Origin of the sequence: Stenotrophomonas sp. JAG2 (genome assembly GCF_041080745.1) — a bacterium.
Classification (GTDB): Bacteria; Pseudomonadota; Gammaproteobacteria; order Xanthomonadales; family Xanthomonadaceae; genus Stenotrophomonas; species Stenotrophomonas maltophilia_AA.
This window is the reverse complement of sequence record NZ_JBEUMH010000003.1, coordinates 377,326-398,423: the sequence shown is the minus strand read 5'-3', so window position 1 is coordinate 398,423 and position 21,098 is coordinate 377,326. Positions and strand designations below refer to the sequence as shown.

Genomic DNA, 21,098 nt, shown 5'->3' with positions numbered 1-21,098 from the left:
AGTACCTGGCTACGAACCAGGCGGTCGGGAGTTCGAATCTCTCCGGGCGCACCATTACATCGAACGGCAGGCTCGCCTGCCTTCCCGTCGAACGTGGCGACACGCGCGGCAGGACACACAACCAGACAATGCAAATGCGCCCGTAGCTCAGTTGGATAGAGTACCTGGCTACGAACCAGGCGGTCGGGAGTTCGAATCTCTCCGGGCGCACCATTACATCGACGAAGACAGCAGCCATCGGTTGCTGTTTTTTTTTGCGTTGGCGCCGGCCAGCGGCCGGCACTACCGGGAGGTCAACCCTGCGGTGCGGGTGCCTGGGCCGCCTGCATCGCCATCAGATCGGCTTCACCCGGCAGCTCCGGTGCCGGGCACGCGCCACCGGCGTGGTCGTCGTGCGCCAGCCAGTCGTCCACCACGCCGCCCAGCAGGTCCACACGCAGCGGCAGCGTGATGTGGTCTTCGCCACGCATTTCGATGTAATGCACGCGCGGGCTGGCGGCGGCCAGGCGGCGGCCCTGCCCGACCGGCACGTGCTCATCGTCCTGGCCGTGCAGCAGCAGCACGCAGGCGCGGCTGTCGGCCAGCGCGCGGGTGACGTCGACGCGATCCAGGTCCAGATCCAGGCGCTGGCTGGCGGCGGCGATCACCTGGTCGATATCCTGCCCGCCATAGCGCCAGCGCCCGTAGGCCGCCATGGCCTGCGCCTTCCATGCGGTCGGCTGCAGCGACATCAGGTGCGGGATCATGCTGCGGATCGCATCGCCGGCATTGGCGAAGGACTCCATCGCCACCACCCCGGTGACCTGGTCGCCGAGCTTGTCGGCAGTGAACAGCGCGGTGGCCGCACCGTAGGAAACGCCGAACAGGTACAGCGGCCCGACCACCTCGCCGCGCGCCTTCAACGCCGCGATGACATCGACCACGTCATCCGATTCGAACGTGCCGTAGCCGGACGGGCCGGCGCCGGAATGGCCGTGGTTGCGCAGATCGATGGTGACCACGCGGTAGCCGGACTGCGCCAGCTGCAGCGACCACGGCAGCATCGCATCACCGTTCATCATCCAGCCGTGCAGCAGCACCACCGTGCCGCGTGGCGCCTGCGGCTGGAACGGATGCGGCAGGTCCAGCGCCATGCCGGTGCGCAGCGGCTCGCCGTTCTGGTGCTGCTGGGCCAGGTATTCGTAGCGCACCCCGTACTGCCCCGGGTCGAAGGCCCGCCAGAAGATCGGGACGCCCGCGCGGCCGGTCACGAGGCCGTGCCGGTTGGGCACGCTGTCCACCGCTTCGGCGATGCGCGCGGTGTCCAGCAGCGTGGACACGCCACCCGGCGCGATCAGCCGATCGCTCAACGAGGTCGAGGCGGCGGTGGAGGTCAGGGAGGAGCAGGCAGCCAGCCACAGGCCAGCCCCGGCCAGCAGCAACAGCAGCAAGCGCTTCATGGGGAGATGTGCGAAAACCAGACGAGTCGGGCAGGTTACCGATCAGGCCGACGGCGCTCTATCGCATCCAGATGACCATCCGATGACAGCGAGGCCACGATTCAGGTTGACTAGCCCAGCCAGGCCTCCATGGTCGGCCACCAGCCCGCCAGCACCTCCGGGCGCTGCATGCGCTCGCGCCACCACTTCAGCGCCGCCCCCTCCTCGCCGGTGCGCCAGGCCAGCCAGAAGGTCTCATCCGGCTTGGGCTCCTCGACCTGCCTGATCACCAGCCGCCCCTCGCGCACCGCCTGCTGCACATACGGCTCGGGAAGGAAGCCGAACCCCAGTCCCGCACACTGCAGGCGGAACTTGCTGACCATGTCCGGCACGGTGACCGTCTCCTGCCCCATCAGCAGCCCGACCGTGCGCGGCAGCAGCCGCCGCGCCGAATCGGCCACGGCGATGGCACAGTGGCCGGCCAGCTGCTCGCGGCCCAGCGGCTCGGGCGCGGTTGCCAGCGGGTGCGAGGGCGCCACCGCGAACACGAAACGCACCACGCCCATCGGCTCGACCACGTAGCCGCCACCACTGGGCCCCTCGCCCGCCGCGCCGACCAGCAGGTCCGCGCGCCGGTCCAGCAGCGCCTCCCAGGTGCCCGACAGCGATTCACTGATCAGCCGCATCCGGGTCTGTTCGGCCACCGCATTGAAAGCGCGCACGTCCTCGGCCAGCAGTGCCGGCACGAACATCGAGTCGACCGCCACGGTCAGTTCGGCCTCCCAGCCGGAGGCCACCCGCCGCACCCGCATCTCCAGCTCGCGCGCCGCCCGCAGCAGGTGGCGCCCCTCTTCCAGTAGGGCCTCCCCGGCCGGGGTGAGGTGCGCGCGCGGCCCGACCCGGTCGAACAGCTGCACGCCCAGGTCCTCTTCCAGCTTGGAGACGGTGTAGGAAATGGTCGAAGGCACCTTGTGCAGGGCCTTGCCGGCCGCGGCGAACGAGCCCCGGCGGTCGATGGCATCCAGGATCTGCAGGGCGTCGAGGCTGAGCTTGAGCATTCGAATTTTTCGATGATGGCTTGCAAAACTATCCGTTTTTCAAGCCGGCGGAGCAAGCGGATACTGGCCGCAACAGGAAAGGGGACGGCAGCGACCGCCCCGGACCGCCATCGAAACCATCGAACACCAAGGAGATTCCCATGCTGCAGATCCGCAAGAGCAACACCCGTGGCAAGGCCGACCATGGCTGGCTGAACTCCATGCACACCTTCTCCTTCGCCAACTATTACGACCCGCGCTACGTCAGCTTCGGCCCACTGCGGGTGATCAACGAAGACCGCGTCCAGGGTGGCCAGGGCTTCGGCACGCACAGCCACAGCAACATGGAGATCATCTCCTACGTGCTCGGCGGCGCGCTGGAACACAAGGACTCGATGGGCACCGGCTCGGTGCTGCGCTACGGCGACGTGCAGCGCATGAGCGCCGGCAGCGGCGTCAGCCACAGCGAGTTCAACCACTCGGCCGACGAAGCGGTGCACTTCCTGCAGATCTGGCTGTTCCCCGACCAGGAAAACATCACCCCGAGCTACCAGGAGACCCATTTCGCCCCGGACACCAAGCGCGGCCAGCTGCGCCTGATCGCCTCGCGCGATGGCCGTGAGGGTTCGCTGCTGATCCACCAGGACGCCAACATCTACGCCACGATCCTCGACGGCGACGACCGCGTCCACCTGCCACTGGCCCCGCGCCGCGGTGCCTACGTGCAGGTCGCCCGCGGGCAGCTGCAGGTCAACGGCATCACGCTGGAGACCGGCGATGCGCTGCAGGTCAGCGACGAGGCACAGCTGACGCTGGAAAACGCCAACGACGCGGAAGTCATCGTGTTCGAGCTGGCGCTGTAACCACCCGGCCTCAAACGCAGACACCCCGGTTGCCCGGGGTGTCGTTCGTTGCGTGGATCAGAATTTGTAGTTCAGCGTCAGCCGCACGTTGCGCGGCTCGCCCCAGGTGTAGGTGCTGTACCAGCTGAAGATCGTGTAGTAGTGCTTGTCCAGCAGATTGTTGACGTTGAGCGTCGCCGACAGCTGGTCGTTGAACTGATAGCGCGCCATGGCATCGAGCAGCCAGTACGGCTCGGTGCGATGGAGCTGGCTCCCGCCGGTGGCGGGGTTGGTGATGGTGCCGAACGTGCTGCCCTGCCAGCGCGCGCCACCGCCCACGCTCCAGCCATCGGCTGCACCGGTGAGGCGGTAGCTGGTGTGCACGCTGAACTGATCTTCCGGCTCCAGCGTGGAGACCTTGGTGGACTGCTGGCGCGCGATCTTGTGCGCATAGCCGCCCTGGACCTGCCAGCCCGGCGCCAGCTGACCCGACACCTCCAGCTCGTAGCCCTTGGTGCGCACCCCCATCAGGCCTTCATAGGCGATCCCGCCGCTCGGCGTCCTGCCGCCGGTCGGTTGTGCGTAGTTGTCCTGCTCCAGCTGGAACACCGCCGCGCTGGCGTTGAGTCGGCCATCGTAGAACTCCGCTTTCAGGCCGGCCTCGTAGCTGCGCCCTTCCATCGGATCCAGCACCCGGCCCTGTTCGTCCTGGTTGCCCTGCGGCTTGAAGATGGTGCTGTAGCTGGCGAACACCGAGAAGTTGCGGTTGAGGTCGTACACCAGGCCGGCGTACGGAACGACCACGCCACTCTCGTCGGTATCCGGAGATGTGTAGTTGGCGATGCGGCTGCCGACGATCAACTTCAGCGGGTCGGCCAGGTCGAAACGGCCCACCACGTAGGCACCGCTTTCGCGGGTGACCTGGTTGTCACCGTAGCCCCACTGCCAGTCCGGCTCGGGCACGTCGCCGGTCCAGGCGTAGTAGTCGGCAACGCTGCTGACATAGCCAGGCTGCGGCGAGTAGCCGTTGTTGACCCAGCGCTTGCGCGACACGCTGCCGCCGACGACCAGCTCGTGCTGGCGGCCGAACCATTCGAACTTTCCGCTCACATACAGATCGGCCGCGTTGCTGGTGGTCTTGCCGATGTACTGGCCCAGCCACATGCTCACGCCCTCGCCGGTCACCGGATCCGGATTGCCACCGGCCGCGGCACCCAGCGAGGCGTCATACCCGTTGACCTGGTGGTTGAGCTGCAGCTTGGCGACCCAGTCATTGCCGAAGGTGTGCTCCAGCGTGGCGAAGCCGGTACGGGCGTACTGGCCCCAGCGGCTCCATTGCGCGCCGTTGTTGAACGAGCGCGGCATCTTGTTGAAATTGCCTTCGCTGTCCAGCAGCGGAATGCCGCCCCAGCTGGAACCCTCGGGATCGCTGTCCTGGTAATCGGCCCCGACGGTCAGCAGCGTACTCTCGCCGATATCGGCCTCGAGGATGCCGTAGAACACCTCATTGCTGCGCTGGTAGTGGTCGGCATTGGAATGCCTGTCCTGGTAGGCGCCCACCACGCGGCCGCGCACGCGGCCACTTTCGGTGAGCGGCCCGCCGACATCGACCTCGGCGCGATAGCTGTCCCACGAGCCCACGCCCAGCGTGGCGCTGCCGGCCAGTTCGCGGGTCGGCTTCTTGCGCACCAGGTTGATGGTCGCGCCCGGATCGCCCATGCCGGTCAGCAGGCCGGTGGCGCCCTTGAGCACTTCGATGCGGTCGTAGATGGCCATGTCGCTGAGCGTGTTGCCGGCCGAGTACGCCGAATCACGCGCCATCGGGATGCCGTCGTACTGGAAGTTCTGCACCGCGAAGCCGCGCGCGTAGTACTCGGTGCGCTCGCTGTCATAGGTGACGATGCTCACGCCGGGCGTGACCTTCATGACGTCGTCGATGCCGTTGAGGCCGAAGTCGTTCATTTCCTGCCGGGTGATCACGCTGATCGACTGCGGGGTCTGGCGCGGGCTGAGCACCAGGCGGGTCGCGGTGGCGATCGTGCCGGGCGTGTAGGAATCACTGCCTTCGGTCACGGTGCCGAGCTGGTTGGCGGTGACCTGCACGGTCTGCAGGGTCTGCGCGCCTTCCTTGGGCGGTGCTTCGCCACGTGGCGCCTCGTCGGCCTGCACGGCCGAGGCGGACAGGGCCAGGCCCAGCACGCAGGCCATCGCCTGCATCAGCGGGGAGAGCGCGGGAACAGCACGACGGCGACCCGGGTGGATCGGGGCAACACGGAACGGAACGACGGACACGGCAATGCCTCCAGGCAGGAAGGGACTCCTCTGGCGGCGGCTGGAGGGAACGAATGGGCGGCATGATGCCGCATCCGGGGCGCCAGTGGAAGATGGCGCGACCGTTGAGGCAGAAGGCGTTCGGGGGTCGCCCCGCGCCAGGCGGGGCGTGGTGGGTCAGCCGCGCGGCACCGGGGCATCCGAGGCGATCAGCTTCTCCTGCTTCAGCTCGGCCCAGAACGCGGCCGGAATCGCCACGGACATCGAGGCGACATTGGCCAGCACCTGTTCCGGCGTCCGCGCGCCGGGAATGACCGCCGAGACCACCTCCGGCGCATCGGCGAACTGCAGCGCCGCGGTGCGCAGATCCACACCATGGCGATCGCAGACGGCCTCCACCTTCGCGCGCTTCTCCGGCGCCCACGACGGCACCTTGCGGTCATAGAGATACCGGTCGCGCCCGGCCAGGTAACCGGCCAGCAGCGGCGAACCGACCACGACCGATGCACCGTGTGCGGCGATCTTCGGGAAGGTGTCATGCAACGCCTGCTCGTGGTCCAGCAGCGAGTACTGGCAGGCGAGCAGGAAAGATGTCCGGATCCGCCTCGGCCACCGCGCGCAGGGCGGGCTCGGGCCGGTTCACACCGAAGCCCCACGCCTTGATCAACCCCTCCTCGCGCATGCGGGTCAGCGCCGGCATCGCGCCCTTCGCAGCTTCCGCGAAACGCTGCTCCCAGGGCATGCCCAGGTCTTTCTCGTTGTCCGGCGACAGGTCATGGATGAAGACCACGTCCAGCTGCGACACACCGAGCCGGTTGAGGCTGTCCTCCACCGAACGCCGCATGCCGTCGGCGGAGTAGTCGTAGCGGTAATGGAACGGCGACGGGTCCTTCCACATCACGTCCTGCAGCTCACCGGCGGTCGCCGTCAGCAGGCGCCCGACCTTGGTCGACAGCGTGTACTCGCGCGCCGGATGGTTGTGCAGGTGATGGCCGTAACGACGCTCACTCAGGCCCAGCCCGTACCAGGGCGAGGTGTCGAAGTAGCGCACCCCGGCCGCGTACGCTGCGGCCAGGGTGGCTTCGCTCTGCGCATCGGTTGCGGCCTCGAAACCATTGCCGATCGCGACGCCGCCCAGGCCCAGGCGGGTCTGCGGCCGGTAACGCCTGCCCTGCTGCGCGGGATTGCCGGGCAAGGGCTTCGCTGAAGCCTGGCCGCGGGTGGGCAGGACGCTGCCCGGGCCGGCCGCTTGCGCCATCAACGGGGAGGCGGCGAAAGCGGCAGTGCCGGCGGCGGCAACGGAAAGGAAGTGGCGACGTGCGTTCACGGCGACTCCTGTTTCTGCGGGGAAGCGGACAGCGTCGCAGAGCGGTGGTGCAGAGCATGCCGTTGCCGCGTCAAGGCAGCGGCAACATTGCCCCCTGCCGCCCTGCGGATGTTCAGCCCTGGGCAGCGCCGGCGGCGAGAAGCAGCGTCTCGATCGCGCGGTACCCGCGCTGGCGTGCATGCTGCAGCGGGCTCACGCCTTCACCGTCGGGCAGGTTCACATCCGCGCCTGCCGCGATGAGCTGACGGACGATCTCGACATGCCGCGGGCCGCCATCGGCGAGGATGATCGCCTCCAGCAGCGCGGTCCACTGCAGGTTGTTGACGTGATCCACATCGACACCGGCCGCGATCAGCGTCGCCACGGTCTCCACGTGCCCGCGTTCGGCCGCTGGGATGAGTGCGGTGCCGCCGTAGCGGTTGGTGCTCTTCAGGTCCGCGCCGGCCGCCAGCGTCGCGCGCAGGATCTCGAGATGCCCGCGGGCACCGGCGTAGAGGTAGGGGCTGTCCTGGATCGCATCCTTGGCATTGACGTCGGCACCGGCCTGGATCAGCGCCAGCGCGGCCTCCACGTGATTGTGGTGGGTCGCGACCAGCAACGGTGTCGCCTTCGCCACGCCGCGCGCATCCACCCGGGCGCCCTGCCCCAGCAGCGTACGCACCGCAGCGGCGTCACCTTTCTCCGCCGCCCGATGCAGCCGCTCTTCCAACGAGGCGGCACTGGCCGGCATGACCATGCCCATCAGCAGGCTCATGACCACCCAACCACGCAGCGACCTCCGTCCCATCGACATGTTCCTGCTCCTTTCACGGGGGCGCCCGGTGGAACGCCGCTGGAGAACGACCGTAGCCGAGCCGCCGCGCTGGCACCAATGAAGATTGGGGATCGACGGCATTCGCCATCCGAATGTGTCGGCCGGCGCGCGTGCCGCCGATTTCATGCGACGCTGCGCGCGACATTCGACACGGACGCACATCGCCATGCTGCATCACATTTCCCTGGGGGTGCGCGATCTCGCGCGTGCCGCCACCTTCCACGATGCCGCGCTCGGTGCGCTGGGCATGCGCCGCGTCTTCGAAGACGACGAGGCCATCGGATATGGCTACGCGGAGGATGAGGACCTGGTGTGCCTGAAACTGCGGGCCGATGCCGCAGCGCCGGGCCATGGATTCCACCTGGCGTTCGGCGCCCCGTCCCGCCAGGCCGTGGACGCGTTCCATCGCGATGCGCTGGCGGTCGGCGGCACCTGCAATGGTGCGCCGGGACTGCGCGAGGACTATGGCGATCACTACTACGCCGCGTTCCTGATCGACCCGGACGGGCATCGGATCGAAGCGGTCTGCAAGACGGTCGTTTGAACCGGATCGCACAAAGAAAAAGGCCTCCGTACTTGCGTACGGAGGCCTTCTCTACAACTGGCGGAGCGGGAGGGATTCGAACCCTCGATAGAGTTTTAAGCCCTATACTCCCTTAGCAGGGGAGCCCCTTCAGCCACTCGGGCACCGCTCCAGTGTTCTTGGTCCGCCGCCGTGATGAATCATCTCAGCGGGGGCGCGAATAATAACGTTTTCCGCGCCCTCAGGTAAAGCCTTAATCCGAAGAATTTTCACTTCCGGATGCATTCGGCTCATCACCGCGCTGGATGCGCTGGTAAATCTCTTCGCGGTGCACGGCCACGTCCTTCGGAGCGGTGATACCGATACGCACCTGGTTGCCCTTGACGCCGAGCACGGTCACGCTGACCGAGTCACCGATCATCAGGGTTTCGCCTACACGGCGAGTCAGGATCAACATTTGTTCAAGTCTCCAGGGGAACCGGTGGTGGCATTTCCCCACCGGCTTGGCGCCCCGGCAAGAGCGCCCCACGACAACGGGAAAAGATTCGCCATAGTACCGTCAGGCCTCCCGACCCATCAAGGAGCAGGAGGCTTCAGGCTGTTCAGATACGGGGGGTGACCCAGTCGACGACGGCGGCCAGTGCAGAAGCAAGGGCGGGCCCGTCCTCACCACCACCCTGGGCGAGGTCCGGGCGGCCGCCGCCCTTGCCCCCGATCTGACTGGCGATATGGGCCAACAGTTCCCCGGCCTTGACCTTGCCCATTGCGCTGCCGTTCACGCCCGCGACCAGAGCGGCCTTGCCGTCCTGGGCACCGGCCAGCACGATCACCGCGTCGCCGAGCTGCTGCTTGAGGCGGTCGATCGCATCGCGCAGCGCCTTGGCATCGAAGCCTTCCAGGCGCGCGGCCAGGATCTTGATGCCGTTGACCTCGACCGCGGCGGCGCCAAGATCAGCGGTCGCACCGGCGGCCTGCTTGGCCTTGAGCGCCTCGAGCTCGCGCTCGAGCTTCTTCTGGCGCTCGCCCAGCTGGCGGATCTTGTCGACCACGTCGCCGGCGTTGCCACCGAGCAGTGCGGCCGCTTCGCTCAGCTGCGCTTCTTCATGGGCCACGTAATCCAGCGCGCCCTGCCCGGTCACCGCTTCGATGCGGCGCACGCCCGAGGACACACCGCCTTCAGCGGTGATCTTGAACAGGCCGATGTCACCGGTGCGCGACACATGCGTACCGCCACACAGTTCGGTGGAGTAATCGCCCATCTTCAGCACGCGCACGTGCTCGCCGTACTTCTCGCCGAACAGCGCCATCGCACCGAAGTCGAGCGCTTCCTGCATGCCCATGTTGTGGACTTCGGCCGCGTTGTTGGCGCGCACCTGCTCGTTGACCTTGCGTTCGATGATCGCCAGGTCCTCGGCGCTGATCGGCGCGAAGTGCGAGAAGTCGAAGCGCAGGCGATCGGGTGCGACCAGCGAGCCCTTCTGCTGCACGTGGGTGCCCAGCACTTCGCGCAGGGCGGCATGCAGCAAGTGGGTGGCCGAGTGGTTGAGGATGGTCGCGCCGCGGCGCTGGCCATCGACCTGGCCGGACAGCACGTCGCCGACCTTCAGGCTGCCGCTGGTGATCCTGCCCACGTGCCCATGGAACTGGCCCGCGAACTTCTGGGTGTCACTGACGTCAACCTGCACGCCGGCGCCTGACAGGCTGCCGTTGTCGCCGACCTGGCCACCGGATTCGGCGTAGAACGGGGTCTGGTTGGTCAGCACGATGACGTCGTCGCCGGCCTGCGCGGTCTCCACCGGGCGACCGTCCTTGAGGATCGCCACCACGGCGAGGTCGTCGGCCTGCAGGCGGTCGTACCCGAGGAACACGGTCGGCTTGAGCGTGGCGACCAGATCGGCCGACAGGGTCACGCCGCCGCCGAACTTGCCAGCCGCGCGCGCGGTCTCGCGCTGGGTGTCCATCGCGGCATTGAAGCCTTCGATATCCACGGTCAGGTCACGCTCGCGCGCGATGTCCTGGGTGAGGTCGAGCGGGAAGCCGTAGGTGTCGTACAGGCGGAACGCATCCACGCCCGGGATCACGCCGTTGCTGACCTTGGCCGCGACGTCGTCGAAGATCTTCATGCCCGAATCCAGCGTTTCAGCGAAACGCTCTTCTTCGGCCTGCAGGGCGCGCACGACGGTGTCGACCTGCGCCGGCAGTTCCGGATAGGCCACGCCCATCTGCTCGACCAGGGTCGGCACCAGCTTGCTGAAGAACGGCTGGCGCACGCCCAGCATCCAGCCATGGCGCAGGGCGCGGCGGATGATCCGGCGCAGCACGTAGCCACGGCCTTCGTTGGACGGCAGCACGCCATCGACGATCAGGAACGAGCAAGCGCGGATGTGATCGGCGATCACGCGCAGCGACTTGTTCTCCAGATCAGCCATGCCGGTCAGCTCGCTGGCCTTGCGGATCAGCGCCTGGAACAGGTCGATCTCGTAGTTGGTGTGGACGTGCTGCAGGATCGCGGCCAGACGCTCCAGGCCCATGCCGGTATCCACGCACGGCGCCGGCAGCGGCACCAGGGTGCCGTCGGGCTGGCGGTCGAACTGCATGAAGACCAGGTTCCAGATTTCGATGAAGCGGTCGCCGTCTTCATCCGGCGAGCCCGGGGGGCCACCGGCGATATGGTCGCCATGGTCATAGAAGATTTCGGTGCACGGGCCGCACGGGCCGGTCTCGGCCATCTGCCAGAAGTTGTCCGAGGCAAACGGCGCGCCCTTGTTGTCGCCGATGCGCACAATCCGCTCTTCCGGAATGCCCACCATGTCGCGCCACAGCGCGTAGGCCTCATCATCGGTCTGGTAGACGGTGACGAGCAGGCGCTCGGCCGGCAGCTTCCAGACCTGGGTCAGCAGCTCCCAGGCCCAGGCGATGGCGTCCTTCTTGAAGTAATCGCCGAACGACCAGTTGCCCAGCATTTCAAAGAAGGTGTGGTGGCGCGCGGTGTAACCGACCTGGTCCAGATCGTTGTGCTTGCCACCGGCGCGCAGGCAGCGCTGGACGTCGGCCGCGCGCACGTAGCTGCGCTTCTCGGCGCCAAGGAACACGTCCTTGAACTGCACCATGCCGGAGTTGGTGAACAGCAGGGTCGGATCATTGCCCGGCACCAGCGGCGCCGACGGCACGATCGTATGGCCTTTGCCCTTGAAGAACTCAAGGAAATCGCTGCGGATCTGGGAGGTAGTGAATTTGACGGATGCGTTCATGGGGGGCTGGCTTTTTGCGGGCCGGTCAGTCCCTGGCACGCAGCCCCAATGGCCGGGTGTCAACTGCAGGACCGCCGAAACCACAAAGGGTATCAGGCCCGGGCCGCTCAGTCCTCAGGGTCGTAGCGGGTGGCCTGGCGGATACTGTCGCCGGGGAACCCACGGCGGGCCAGAAGATCGGCGGCTTTGCGCCGCGCAGGCAGTTCCTGCGGGCCGGCGTCGCCGAAACGGCGGCAGACCAGGTCGCGGGCGTTCTCGGTCCAATCGCCTTCAAAGGTGTCCATGGCGGCGGCGATCTGGTCGCTGTCCAGCCCATGCGTGCCCAGTTCGGCGCGGATGTGGATCGGGCCATAGCCCGTGTTGGCCCGAATCCGGACCAGGTTCTCGGCAAACCGGGTGTCATCCTGCCAGCCGGCCTCGGCCAGCTTGGCGACGGCCGCCTCGGCCGCCTCGTTCTCGATGCCACGCGCCTGGAGCTTACGGGTCAGTTCTTTACGCGAATGCTCGCGGCGCACCAGCAGCCCCAACGCCCGCTGGACCGGCGTCTGTTCCTGGACACGGCGCTTGCGCCGGGGTGCGGGGGCTTCGGAGTCTTGCATGGCAGTGGTCCATTACAGTGCGCCGTCCTTGGCGCCATCCCGTCGGGGATACGTGAAACTGCAGGACAGGGCGAGCGTCACTGACGGCGCTGCCCTGCCCCGCAGGAAACTCATTCGGCGTCGTCTTCGGCCTCGTCGCCGCCTTCGCGCACGGCTTCTTCCGGCTGGAACTTCTCGCGCAGCTCGGCTTCCAGGCGCTGGGCAATCTGCGGGTTGTCGCGCAGGTAGCCGCGGGCGTTGTCCTTGCCCTGGCCGATGCGCTCTTCGCCGTAGCTGTACCAGGCGCCGGCCTTCTCGACCAGCTTGGCTTCCACGCCCATGTCGATCAGTTCGCCTTCGCGGCTGATGCCTTCGCCGTACAGGATCTCGGTGATGACCTGCTTGAACGGGGGCGCCAGCTTGTTCTTGACCACCTTGATCTTGGTCTGGTTGCCGATGATCTCGTCGCCCTTCTTGATCGCGCCGATACGACGGATGTCCAGGCGCACCGAGGCATAGAACTTCAGCGCGTTGCCGCCGGTGGTCACTTCCGGGCTCTGGCCCGGCATCATCACGCCGATCTTGTGGCGCAGCTGGTTGATGAAGACCACCAGGGTGTTGGAGCGCTTGATGTTGCCGGTCAGCTTGCGCAGGGCCTGGCTCATCAGACGGGCCTGCAGGCCCGGCAGCTGGTCGCCCATTTCGCCTTCGATTTCGGCCTTCGGGGTCAGCGCGGCGACCGAGTCGATCACCACGATGTCCACCGAGCTCGAACGCACCAGCATGTCCGCGATTTCCAGCGCCTGCTCACCGGTATCCGGCTGCGAGAGCAGCAGGTCGTCCACGTTGACGCCCAGCTTGGCGGCGTAGATCGGATCCAGCGCGTGCTCGGCATCGATGAAGGCGGCGGTACCGCCCTTCTTCTGGCATTCGGCGATCGCCTGGAGGGTCAGGGTGGTCTTGCCCGAGGATTCCGGACCGTAGATCTCCACGACACGGCCCTTGGGCAGGCCACCGATACCGAGGGCGATATCCAGCATCAGCGAACCGGTCGGGATGACCTCGACCGCCTCGACGACGCGGTCGCCCATGCGCATCACGGCGCCCTTGCCGAACTGCTTTTCGATCTGGCTCAACGCGGCGGTGAGGGCGCGCTTTTTGTTTTCGTCCATCGGAGTGGTCCTTGCAGAGGTCGTATCGGTGGAGGTGCTGTCTTTGGAAGTCTTCTTGGCCATGGGTTCACTTTAAGGCTGGCGTATCGCACGGGCTGAGATTCTGCCCGGCGTTCGGAAAAAAAGTATCGGACATCCGTACCAACCTCAGCAGAACCAGAGATGTGCCACAAAAGACCGCGCGTAATAGAGGGAAAAACCGGGTCAGCGGTTGGGCCGCAGCAACCCGCAATAGAGGCCTTCGATGGCGAAGTCCTGGTCGGGCAGGACTTCGATCGGCTTGTAATCGGGGTTGCGCGGCAGCAGGCGGATCCGGTCCTTGCCCATCTTCAGCAGCTTGACCGTGATCTCGTCATCGATACGGGCCACCACGATCTGGCCGGACCGGGCGTCGCGGGTGCGGTGCACGCCGATCAGGTCGCCGTCGAAGATGCCTTCGTCGATCATCGAGTCGCCCTGCACCTTCAGCAGGTAATCTGGTGCCGGCGAGAAGAACACCCGGTCCAGGACCACGAAATCGTCCGAGCCGATATCCGCCCCGATCGGCAGACCGGCCGCGACCCGGCCCAACACCGGCAGGCGCAGGACGTGGTCCGGCAGCGCCGAGGCGGGCAGCGATTCGGGCAGGCCGCTCTGCAGCGACGGCGCCTGGACCAGCCGGATGCCGCGGGCCTGGCCCGGGATGCGACGGATCGCCCCGGCCTGCTCCAGCGCCTCGAGGTGGTACTGCGCGGCCCGGACGCCCTTGAAGCCGAACGCACGGGCGATTTCAGTCTGCGACGGCGGTGCGCCATCGGTCTCTATACGCTCGGCGATCAACTGCAGGATCGCCTGCTGGGTATCGGTCAGGTCCATGGTTAGTAGTATTACTACTAACGATGCGGGCACGCAAGTGCCCGCAGAGGAAGAGCAGATAGAAGAAGGGTGGTCGAGGCCCGACCGAAGCCGCCAGCAACACCTGTAGCCACCGACCGTTGGTCGGTGACCGCGCGAACGCGCGGCAATGCCTGACGGCGCGGGCGCATGTCGCTTGCGGCCATCTCTCCGGCGTTTAGCCTCTGCCATCTCTTGGGTCAGGCATTCGTGGGGGCCGGATGAGGAGCAGCCACGCATGGCGTGGCTCTACCCGTGGAAGCGGTGACGGACCGGAGCAGCCACGCGTGGCGTGGCGCAACCGGGCAGCGGTGACGGACCGGTCAGGAAGGAGCGTCCGACCAACGGTCGGACCTACACGGAATCCCCCGCTTGGGCGGGAGATTCCAGGGATCCTTCGGATCCCAGCGGCAAGAACCCTACGGGTTCTTGCCGCTGCGCCAGATCGAAAACAGGATCCACACGCCGCAGAACCCGGCGCCGATGAAGCCGGCCACGCCGAGCGCGAGCAGCCAGCGGCTGGAGATGCCGCCGACGCTGTGCATGACGATCGAGGAGCCGATGATCAGCGCGGCAGTCACGATCCCCATCACCAGCCGGTTGGCGGCGCGGTTGACCTGGTCGCCAAAGCCCTGCAGCGCGGTGGTCTCGATCTTGAGCTGGAGCCGCCCGCGGCGCGCCATCTGCAGCAGGCGACGGACATCGCGCGGCAGATCGCCGACCAGGTCCATCACCCCGACCAGGCTGCGCTTGCCGCGCTTGAGCATCGCGCCGGGCGAGTAGCGCTGCCACATCACGCGCTCCAGATAGGGACGCGCGGCACTGGCCATGTCGAACCGCGGATCGAGCTGCCGCCCCATGCCTTCCAGGGTGAGGAAGGTCTTGATCATCAGCGCGAGGTCGGCCGGCAGGGTCAACGCGTACTGGCGCAGCAGCTGGGTGATGTTGCCCAGCATCAGGCCCATGTGCAGGTCCTTGAGCGGCACGCCGCGGTACTGGTCGACGAAGGTGCTGATGTCCTGCTGCAGCCGCGATTCGTCGACCTCCACGCCCCCGGCCCAGTCCAGCAGCACGTCGGCCACCTGTTCCGGCTCCTGGGTGACCAGGCCATGCAGCAACTGGGCGACCTGGAAACGGCGCTGCTCGGAGATCGCACCGACCATGCCGAAATCGATCACGCCGATCCGGCCGTCGCGCAGGTAGATGATGTTGCCCGGGTGCGGGTCGGCGTGGAAGCAGCCGTCCTCCAGCACCATTTTCAGCACGATGCGTGCCCCCGTGCGGGCGAGCTGCACGCGGTCGAGACCGGCTGCATCGACGCCGACAAGGTCACGGCCGGGAATGCCGTCGACGAAGTCCTGCACGTTAAGGCTCTCGCAGGTCCACTCCCAGTGCACGTTGGGGATCAGGATGTCGTCGCGGCCCTGGAAGTTGCGTGCGATGCGCTCGGCATTGCGGCATTCGGCCGCGAAATCCAGCTCGCGGCGCAGCGAGACCTGGAACTGCTGCACGACTTCGGCCGGGCGGTAGCGCTGCAGGTCGGGCAGGCGCGCTTCGACGATTTCGGCCAGCCGCGCCAGCAGGCGCAGATCGGCCTCGATGACGTCACGGATGCCCGGCCGCCGGATCTTCAGCACCACCGCGGTGCCGTCGTGCAGGGTCGCGCGGTGGGCCTGCGCCAGCGACGCCGCCGCCATCGGCGTTTCATCCAGCCACGCGAACACCTCGGTCGCGGGCGCGCCAAGATCGCGCTCCAGCTGATCGCGTACCTGTGCATACGGCAACGCGGGTACGGCGTTCTGCAGTTCGGAGAATTCAGCGATCCAATCCGGCGGGAACAGGTCCACGCGGGTCGCCAGCACCTGGCCGAGTTTGACGAAGGTGGGGCCCAGGTCTTCCATCGCACGGCGCACGCGCACCGGCGCGGTCATCCGCAGCATCTGCTGGGTGTCGTTCCAGTGCAGCAGCCGGCCGGCACGTTCGAGCACATCGGCCAGGCCGATGCGGCGCACGAGGTCGCCGAAGCCATAGCGGATCAGGACCGACGCGATTTCCTGCAATCGCCCCAGGTCACGCACGGTACCCAGCGTTTCCCACATCGGCCCACTCTCCTGTCAGCACACCCGGTCAGGATGTCACAACAGCGGGAAGATTCCGGTCAGCGCCTGCTGCACGGTCTGCCGCCGTATGGCTTCGCGGTCGCCCTCGAACTGGAACAGCTGCGCACGCGCGTAGCCGCCACGGCCCTTCCAGCCGATCCAGACGCTGCCGACCGGCTTGTCCTCGCTGCCGCCGCCGGGGCCGGCGATGCCGGTCACCGCCACGGCGATGCCGGCACCGGAATTGATCAGCGCACCGGAGACCATTTCCAGCACGGTCTCGCGGCTGACCGCACCGAACTGCTCCAGGGTCTGCGCACGCACGCCGAGCAGGCGTTGTTTGGCTTCATAGCTGTAGACGACCATGCCGCAGTCAAAGAACGCCGAGGAGCCGGCGATATCGGTCATCGCCTTGGCGATCCAGCCGCCACTGCAGCTTTCGGCGGTCACCAGCTGCAGCGAGGCCTGCTGCAGGCGCTGGCCCACGTCACTGGCGAGGGCGCCCAGCTCGGCGTCGGAAGGAACGGTCATGGGGAAATCCTGGATCAACGGGGGGACGAACGCCCCCTGTTTTAGCCGAAAACGTGGGTGGTGTCGTGTGTCCGCGGGTGCGACGGAGGGTCGCGCTTCCTCAGGATCATGGGCGCCGGCCAGTGGCCGGCACACCCATCACCATTCCGGGAGCTTCTTCGGGAGCATCGCGCGGATCGGTTCGCCGCCCTCGCCGGCCGCCAGCTTCTCGGCCTCGGCGATCGGGATCTCGACCTGGAGCAGCCAGCCGTCCTCGTCGGTGACTTCGCTGCGTACGACCTCCAGCTGATGCAGGCGCGAACGCAGGCGACCGGCACTTGGCGGCAACCGCAGCTCGCCGCTGACATGCTGCAGGCCCAGGCGCTTGCCCAGCACGGACTGCAGCAGCGGCAGGCCGACATTGTCGCGGGCGGAAATCCAGACCCGCTCGCGGCGTGCGCTGTCCGGGATGCCATCCTGGCCATCGTGGCGCACTTCGGCCCCGTCGATACGGTCGATCTTGTTGAACACCAGCAACTGCGGCAGATCGCCCGCGCCGATGGCGGTCAGCACTTCATCGACCTGCGCGATGCGTTCCTCGCGGTGCGGATCGGCGGCATCGACGAGATGCAGCAGGAAGTCCGCTTCGCGGGCTTCGGACAAGGTCGACCGGAACGCGGCCACCAGATCATGCGGCAGGTCGCGGACGAAGCCGACGGTATCGGCGAGCACCACGCTGCCGCCCGGCAGCGCGATGCGGCGCACGGTCGGGTCCAGCGTCGCGAACAACTGGTCCGCGGCGTAGGCCTCGGCGCCGGTCAACGCGTTGAACAGGGTCGACTTGCCGGCGTTGGTGTAGCCCACCAGGGCCACGCGCGGCAGCTCGCTGCGCAGCCGGGCACGGCGCATCTGGGTGCGCTGCACTTCCACCTTTTCCAGCTTCTTCTGCAGCTGCTCCACCCGCTTCTGCAGCAGGCGGCGATCGGTTTCCAGCTGGGTTTCACCCGGCCCGCGCAGGCCGATGGAACCGCCGCGCTGGCGCTCCAGATGGGTCCAGCCGCGGATCAGCCGCGTGGACATGTGGCGCAACTGCGCCAGCTCGACCTGCAGCTTGCCTTCGTGGCTGCGCGCGCGCTGGGCGAAGATGTCCAGGATCAACCCGGTGCGGTCGATCACGCGCCGTTCCAGGAAGCGCTCCAGGTTGCGTTCCTGCCCCGGCGACAGCGCATGGTTGACCAGGATCAGGTCGGCACCGGTCGCATCGGCCGCGGCCTTGACCTCGTCCAGCTTGCCGCTGCCGATCAGGATCGACGGATTGGGCCGATCGATGCGCGCGGTCAGGGTGGCCGCGATGCTGGCCCCGGCGGAGCGGGCCAGATCGGTGAACTCTTCAAGCACGTCGTCTTCGAGCCGGCCGGCATGCGGCTGGATCAGGAGTGCGTGTTCGCCTCGCTTGGAACGGTCAAACACGCAGTTCTCCAGAAATTTTCACACTGTCACTCAACGTCGTCATCACCTTGGACGCCTTCGGCGCCATCATTGGACTGCACATAGCCACCACCGGGCCCGACCTTCACGTTGCGCGCCGGAACGACGGTCGAGATGGCGTGCTTGTACACCATCTGGCTCACCGTGTTACGCAGCAGCACCACGAACTGGTCGAACGATTCAATCGTCCCCTGCAGCTTGATGCCATTGACCAGATACACCGACACCGGCACACGTTCGCGCCGAAGTGCATTCAGAAACGGATCCTGCAGCGATTGCCCCTTGGACATTGCACACTCCTGATTATTGTTTTTATGGTCTTCCGGCAGTTGCCACGGCCCCCGCCGCCCGCCGGAACCCTTGATGGTACACGGGGTGGAGGCGTGAAGGCGTGGACTCAGCGTGCGACGAAGGTCGACACCGCATCCGCCAGGGAAGCCCTGTCTAAATGGGGATCGAACCAGCGCGCATCAAGCTCCCCGCGCAGCCAGGTCAGCTGGCGCTTGGCCAGCTGACGGGTGGCCTGGATGCCGCGTTCACGGAACGCGGCCGCCGTACCCTGCCCGTCCAGATACTCCCAGGCCTGCCGGTAGCCCACCGCGCGCACCGCCGGCAGATCCAGCGGCGCCGCGACCCCGGCCATGGCAGGCAGGGCCCGCAGCGCGCGGACTTCGTCCAGGAACCCGTGGGCCAGCATGGCGTCGAAACGGGTCTCGATGCGCTGGTGCAGCACCGAACGTTCGCGCGGTGCGAGGACCAGTTTGAGCGCCCGCACCGGCAGCCGGTCTACGCCAGGCAGCTTCTGCCACTCGCTGATCGGGGTGCCGGTCAGGCGATGGACTTCCAGCGCCCGCTGGATGCGTTGCGGGTCGGTGGCGTGAATGCGCTTTGCAGCGGCCGGATCGAGGCCGGCCAGCTGCGCATGCATCGCCGCCCAGCCCTGCTCGGCCGCCTCGGCCGCGATCTGCGCGCGCACCGCCGGATCGGCTTCGGGCATCGGCGACAGGCCCTGCAGCAGGGCGCGGAAATACAGCCCGGTGCCGCCGGCCAGGATCGGCATTCGCCCGCGCGCGATGATGTCCCGGACGGCACGCGCCGCGTCGCTGGCGAACTCCGCCGCCGAATAGGTCTGCCACGGGTCGCGCACATCGAGCAGATGGTGCGGCGCCTGCGCGCGCTCGGCCGCATCGGGCTTGGCCGACCCGATATCCAACCCGCGATAGACCAGCGCCGAATCGACGCTGACGATCTCACCATCCAGCTGCTGGGCCAGCGCGATCGCGGTAGCGGTCTTGCCCGACGCGGTCGGGCCCATGACCGCGATCGCCAGCGGGCGCCGATCGACGGCCATCAGTCCTCGTCCGGCCAGCGCGGCATCGCCGGGGCGGCGGACACCCGCGGCATCGGGACGGCATCGACCGCTGCCCACACCTTCAGGGCATCGACCGTGGCCGCGACATCGTGCACGCGCAGCAGCATCGCGCCGCGCTGGGCCGCGATCAGGTGTGCGGCCACCGAACCGGCCACGCGGTCACGCGGCTGCTCGCGACCGGTCAGTTCACCGATGCTGCGCTTGCGCGACAGGCCGGCCAGCATCGGCACGCCCAGCTCGAGGAACCGGTCCGAGCGCGCCAGCAGGATCATGTTGTGTTCGGTGGTCTTGCCGAAGCCGAAGCCCAGATCGATGATCAGGTGCTTCTTGGCGACGCCGGCCATCTCGGCCTGGAACATGCGCTCGGTCAGGAAGCGGTGCACCTCGGCGACCACGTCATCGTAGTGCGGGGTGTCCTGCATGCTGCCCGGCTCGCCCTGCATGTGCATCAGCACGACCGGCACGCCGAGGTCGGCGGCGGCGTCCAGCGCCCCCGGCTGGCGCAGCGCATGGATGTCATTGATCAGGCCGGCTCCGGCCGCGACGGCGGCACGCATCACCTCGGGCTTGAAGGTGTCGATGCTGATCGGCACGGTGGTTTCGCGTGCCAGGCGCTCGATCACCGGGATGACGCGGCGCAGTTCTTCGTCCAGCGGCACCGGCGCACTGCCAGGCCGGGTCGACTCGCCGCCGATGTCGAGCAGGTCGGCGCCCTCGGCCACCAGCTGCAGGCCGTGTGCGACCGCGGCCTCGACGCTGTCGTGGTCACCGCCGTCGGAAAACGAATCCGGGGTGACGTTGACGATGCCCATGACCCGCGCGCGATCCAGCCGCAGCAGGCGGCCGCCGCAATCGAGCTGGGGAGAGATATCGAACATGGGCAGATCCACGAAGTACGCCAGCGCGTAGTTTACGCTGGCGCACCGGACCGGCAGTCAGAGGTCGCCGAGGCGGGCCCCATCGACCGGCTTGGCCAGCCAGATCGCCAGATCGTTGCCGATCGCATTGACGGTGCGTTCAAGCACATCGCAGGAGCCCTTGAAGCCGGCAAACGCGCCACCGCGCGACACGCGGCGTGCGGTGACCGTGGCCACCTGCTGGCCGTTCTCGAACAGAACACCGCGCACGGCGGCCGACTTGAAGTGGCCGGTGAACGCATTGCCTGCGCTCTGCGCCTCCACCAGCTCCAGCTTCAACGCGTGTCCACTGCCGGTGTTCACCGGATCACTGCCGAAGACGATGGTGTTGCCATGCGCCGGGGCATTCCTGCCCAGCGCGGTCGCCAGCTGCGCGCCCATCCGGCACTCGGCCTTGATGTTCTCGGCGATGATCGCCGACTCGTTGAACGGCACCGGATCCTGCACGTGGATCTCGGCCGCCATGACCGGCGTGGCACAGCACAGCAGCGCAGCAACGGCTGTGCGCATCGAATGACGCATGAAAATCCCCCTGGAAAGTGTGTCGGCCGATCCCCCGGCCATGCCCGACCGCAGCATGCGGCGCGGGCAAGCGCATCGTGCCCA

The 21,098-nt window shown here is 67.3% G+C and carries 18 protein-coding genes, 2 tRNA genes and 1 pseudogene; 3 read left to right on the top strand and 18 right to left on the bottom strand.

Translation table 11 applies throughout. The features are described 5' to 3' along the window. The first annotated feature begins 136 nt into the window (after positions 1 to 136). Positions 137 to 213, top strand: a tRNA-Arg gene (locus tag AB9O74_RS05990). Positions 214 to 293: 80 nt separating this feature from the next. On the opposite strand, the gene AB9O74_RS05985 is transcribed toward AB9O74_RS05990, so the two are convergent. Next, on the bottom strand, positions 294 to 1,439 hold the full coding sequence (locus AB9O74_RS05985) for an alpha/beta fold hydrolase (protein ID WP_369348737.1): 1,146 nt from the start codon (positions 1,437 to 1,439) through the stop codon (positions 294 to 296). A 110-nt stretch (positions 1,440 to 1,549) separates the two neighbouring features. After that, positions 1,550 to 2,476: a LysR family transcriptional regulator gene (locus AB9O74_RS05980; RefSeq protein WP_354274203.1), complete on the bottom strand. Its 927-nt coding sequence runs from the start codon at positions 2,474 to 2,476 to the stop codon at positions 1,550 to 1,552. A gap of 140 nt (positions 2,477 to 2,616) precedes the next feature. On the opposite strand from AB9O74_RS05980, the gene AB9O74_RS05975 reads away from it, so the two are divergent. After that, on the top strand, positions 2,617 to 3,318 hold the full coding sequence (locus AB9O74_RS05975; protein ID WP_319211314.1) for a pirin family protein: 702 nt from the start codon (positions 2,617 to 2,619) through the stop codon (positions 3,316 to 3,318). Between the two features lie 57 nt (positions 3,319 to 3,375). Here AB9O74_RS05975 and AB9O74_RS05970 read toward each other — a convergent pair whose 3' ends face one another. From AB9O74_RS05970 to AB9O74_RS05960, 3 genes and pseudogenes are all read right to left on the bottom strand, one after another. After that, a complete protein-coding gene (locus AB9O74_RS05970) occupies positions 3,376 to 5,514 on the bottom strand; it encodes a TonB-dependent siderophore receptor (protein ID WP_369348751.1) in 2,139 nt (712 codons plus the stop codon). Between the two features lie 231 nt (positions 5,515 to 5,745). Next, positions 5,746 to 6,895, bottom strand: a pseudogene (locus AB9O74_RS05965) (aldo/keto reductase). 112 nt (positions 6,896 to 7,007) lie between these two features. Further along, positions 7,008 to 7,649, bottom strand: a complete 642-nt coding sequence (locus AB9O74_RS05960; protein ID WP_369348750.1) for an ankyrin repeat domain-containing protein — start codon at positions 7,647 to 7,649, stop codon at positions 7,008 to 7,010. Positions 7,650 to 7,875: 226 nt separating this feature from the next. On the opposite strand from AB9O74_RS05960, the gene AB9O74_RS05955 reads away from it, so the two are divergent. Further along, positions 7,876 to 8,253 (top strand): VOC family protein, encoded by a 378-nt coding sequence (locus AB9O74_RS05955; protein ID WP_369348749.1) that lies wholly within the window; start codon positions 7,876 to 7,878, stop codon positions 8,251 to 8,253. 58 nt (positions 8,254 to 8,311) lie between these two features. Here AB9O74_RS05955 and AB9O74_RS05950 read toward each other — a convergent pair. The 13 genes from AB9O74_RS05950 to AB9O74_RS05890 all read right to left on the bottom strand — a co-directional run bounded on the left by AB9O74_RS05950 (position 8,312) and on the right by AB9O74_RS05890 (position 21,002). Further along, positions 8,312 to 8,404, bottom strand: a tRNA-Ser gene (locus tag AB9O74_RS05950). Positions 8,405 to 8,485: 81 nt separating this feature from the next. Continuing rightward, the gene (gene csrA, locus AB9O74_RS05945) at positions 8,486 to 8,689 is read right to left on the bottom strand and encodes a carbon storage regulator CsrA (RefSeq protein WP_019183311.1); all 204 of its coding nucleotides are present in this window, start codon (positions 8,687 to 8,689) and stop codon (positions 8,486 to 8,488) included. A 145-nt stretch (positions 8,690 to 8,834) separates the two neighbouring features. Beyond that, a complete protein-coding gene (gene alaS / locus AB9O74_RS05940) occupies positions 8,835 to 11,483 on the bottom strand; it encodes an alanine--tRNA ligase (RefSeq protein WP_369348736.1) in 2,649 nt (882 codons plus the stop codon). 107 nt (positions 11,484 to 11,590) lie between these two features. Further along, positions 11,591 to 12,082 carry a recombination regulator RecX gene (recX, locus tag AB9O74_RS05935; protein WP_176989647.1) on the bottom strand — a complete coding sequence of 164 codons (492 nt, stop codon included), beginning with the start codon at positions 12,080 to 12,082 and terminating at the stop codon, positions 11,591 to 11,593. A 110-nt stretch (positions 12,083 to 12,192) separates the two neighbouring features. Next, positions 12,193 to 13,233 (bottom strand): recombinase RecA, encoded by a 1,041-nt coding sequence (gene recA, locus AB9O74_RS05930; RefSeq protein ID WP_121041797.1) that lies wholly within the window; start codon positions 13,231 to 13,233, stop codon positions 12,193 to 12,195. A gap of 204 nt (positions 13,234 to 13,437) precedes the next feature. Next, a complete protein-coding gene (gene lexA, locus AB9O74_RS05925; RefSeq protein ID WP_176989646.1) occupies positions 13,438 to 14,088 on the bottom strand; it encodes a transcriptional repressor LexA in 651 nt (216 codons plus the stop codon). A gap of 437 nt (positions 14,089 to 14,525) precedes the next feature. Then, complete coding sequence (ubiB, locus tag AB9O74_RS05920; protein ID WP_369348735.1) at positions 14,526 to 16,205, bottom strand: 2-polyprenylphenol 6-hydroxylase; 1,680 nt, start codon at positions 16,203 to 16,205, stop codon at positions 14,526 to 14,528. A gap of 36 nt (positions 16,206 to 16,241) precedes the next feature. Then, entirely contained in the window at positions 16,242 to 16,736 is a 495-nt protein-coding gene (locus AB9O74_RS05915; RefSeq protein ID WP_176989644.1) for a CinA family protein, read from the bottom strand. A gap of 138 nt (positions 16,737 to 16,874) precedes the next feature. Further along, entirely contained in the window at positions 16,875 to 18,185 is a 1,311-nt protein-coding gene (gene hflX / locus AB9O74_RS05910) for a ribosome rescue GTPase HflX (RefSeq protein WP_369348734.1), read from the bottom strand. A gap of 26 nt (positions 18,186 to 18,211) precedes the next feature. Beyond that, positions 18,212 to 18,493 (bottom strand): RNA chaperone Hfq, encoded by a 282-nt coding sequence (gene hfq, locus AB9O74_RS05905; protein ID WP_019183319.1) that lies wholly within the window; start codon positions 18,491 to 18,493, stop codon positions 18,212 to 18,214. Between the two features lie 107 nt (positions 18,494 to 18,600). Further along, positions 18,601 to 19,554, bottom strand: a complete 954-nt coding sequence (gene miaA / locus AB9O74_RS05900) for a tRNA (adenosine(37)-N6)-dimethylallyltransferase MiaA (RefSeq protein ID WP_369348733.1) — start codon at positions 19,552 to 19,554, stop codon at positions 18,601 to 18,603. Continuing rightward, positions 19,554 to 20,453 carry a dihydropteroate synthase gene (gene folP, locus AB9O74_RS05895; protein WP_369348732.1) on the bottom strand — a complete coding sequence of 300 codons (900 nt, stop codon included), beginning with the start codon at positions 20,451 to 20,453 and terminating at the stop codon, positions 19,554 to 19,556. Before folP ends, miaA begins: the two co-directional genes overlap by 1 nt. Positions 20,454 to 20,510: 57 nt before the next feature. Continuing rightward, a complete protein-coding gene (locus tag AB9O74_RS05890; RefSeq protein WP_369348731.1) occupies positions 20,511 to 21,002 on the bottom strand; it encodes a hypothetical protein in 492 nt (163 codons plus the stop codon). Positions 21,003 to 21,098: the final 96 nt, after the last annotated feature.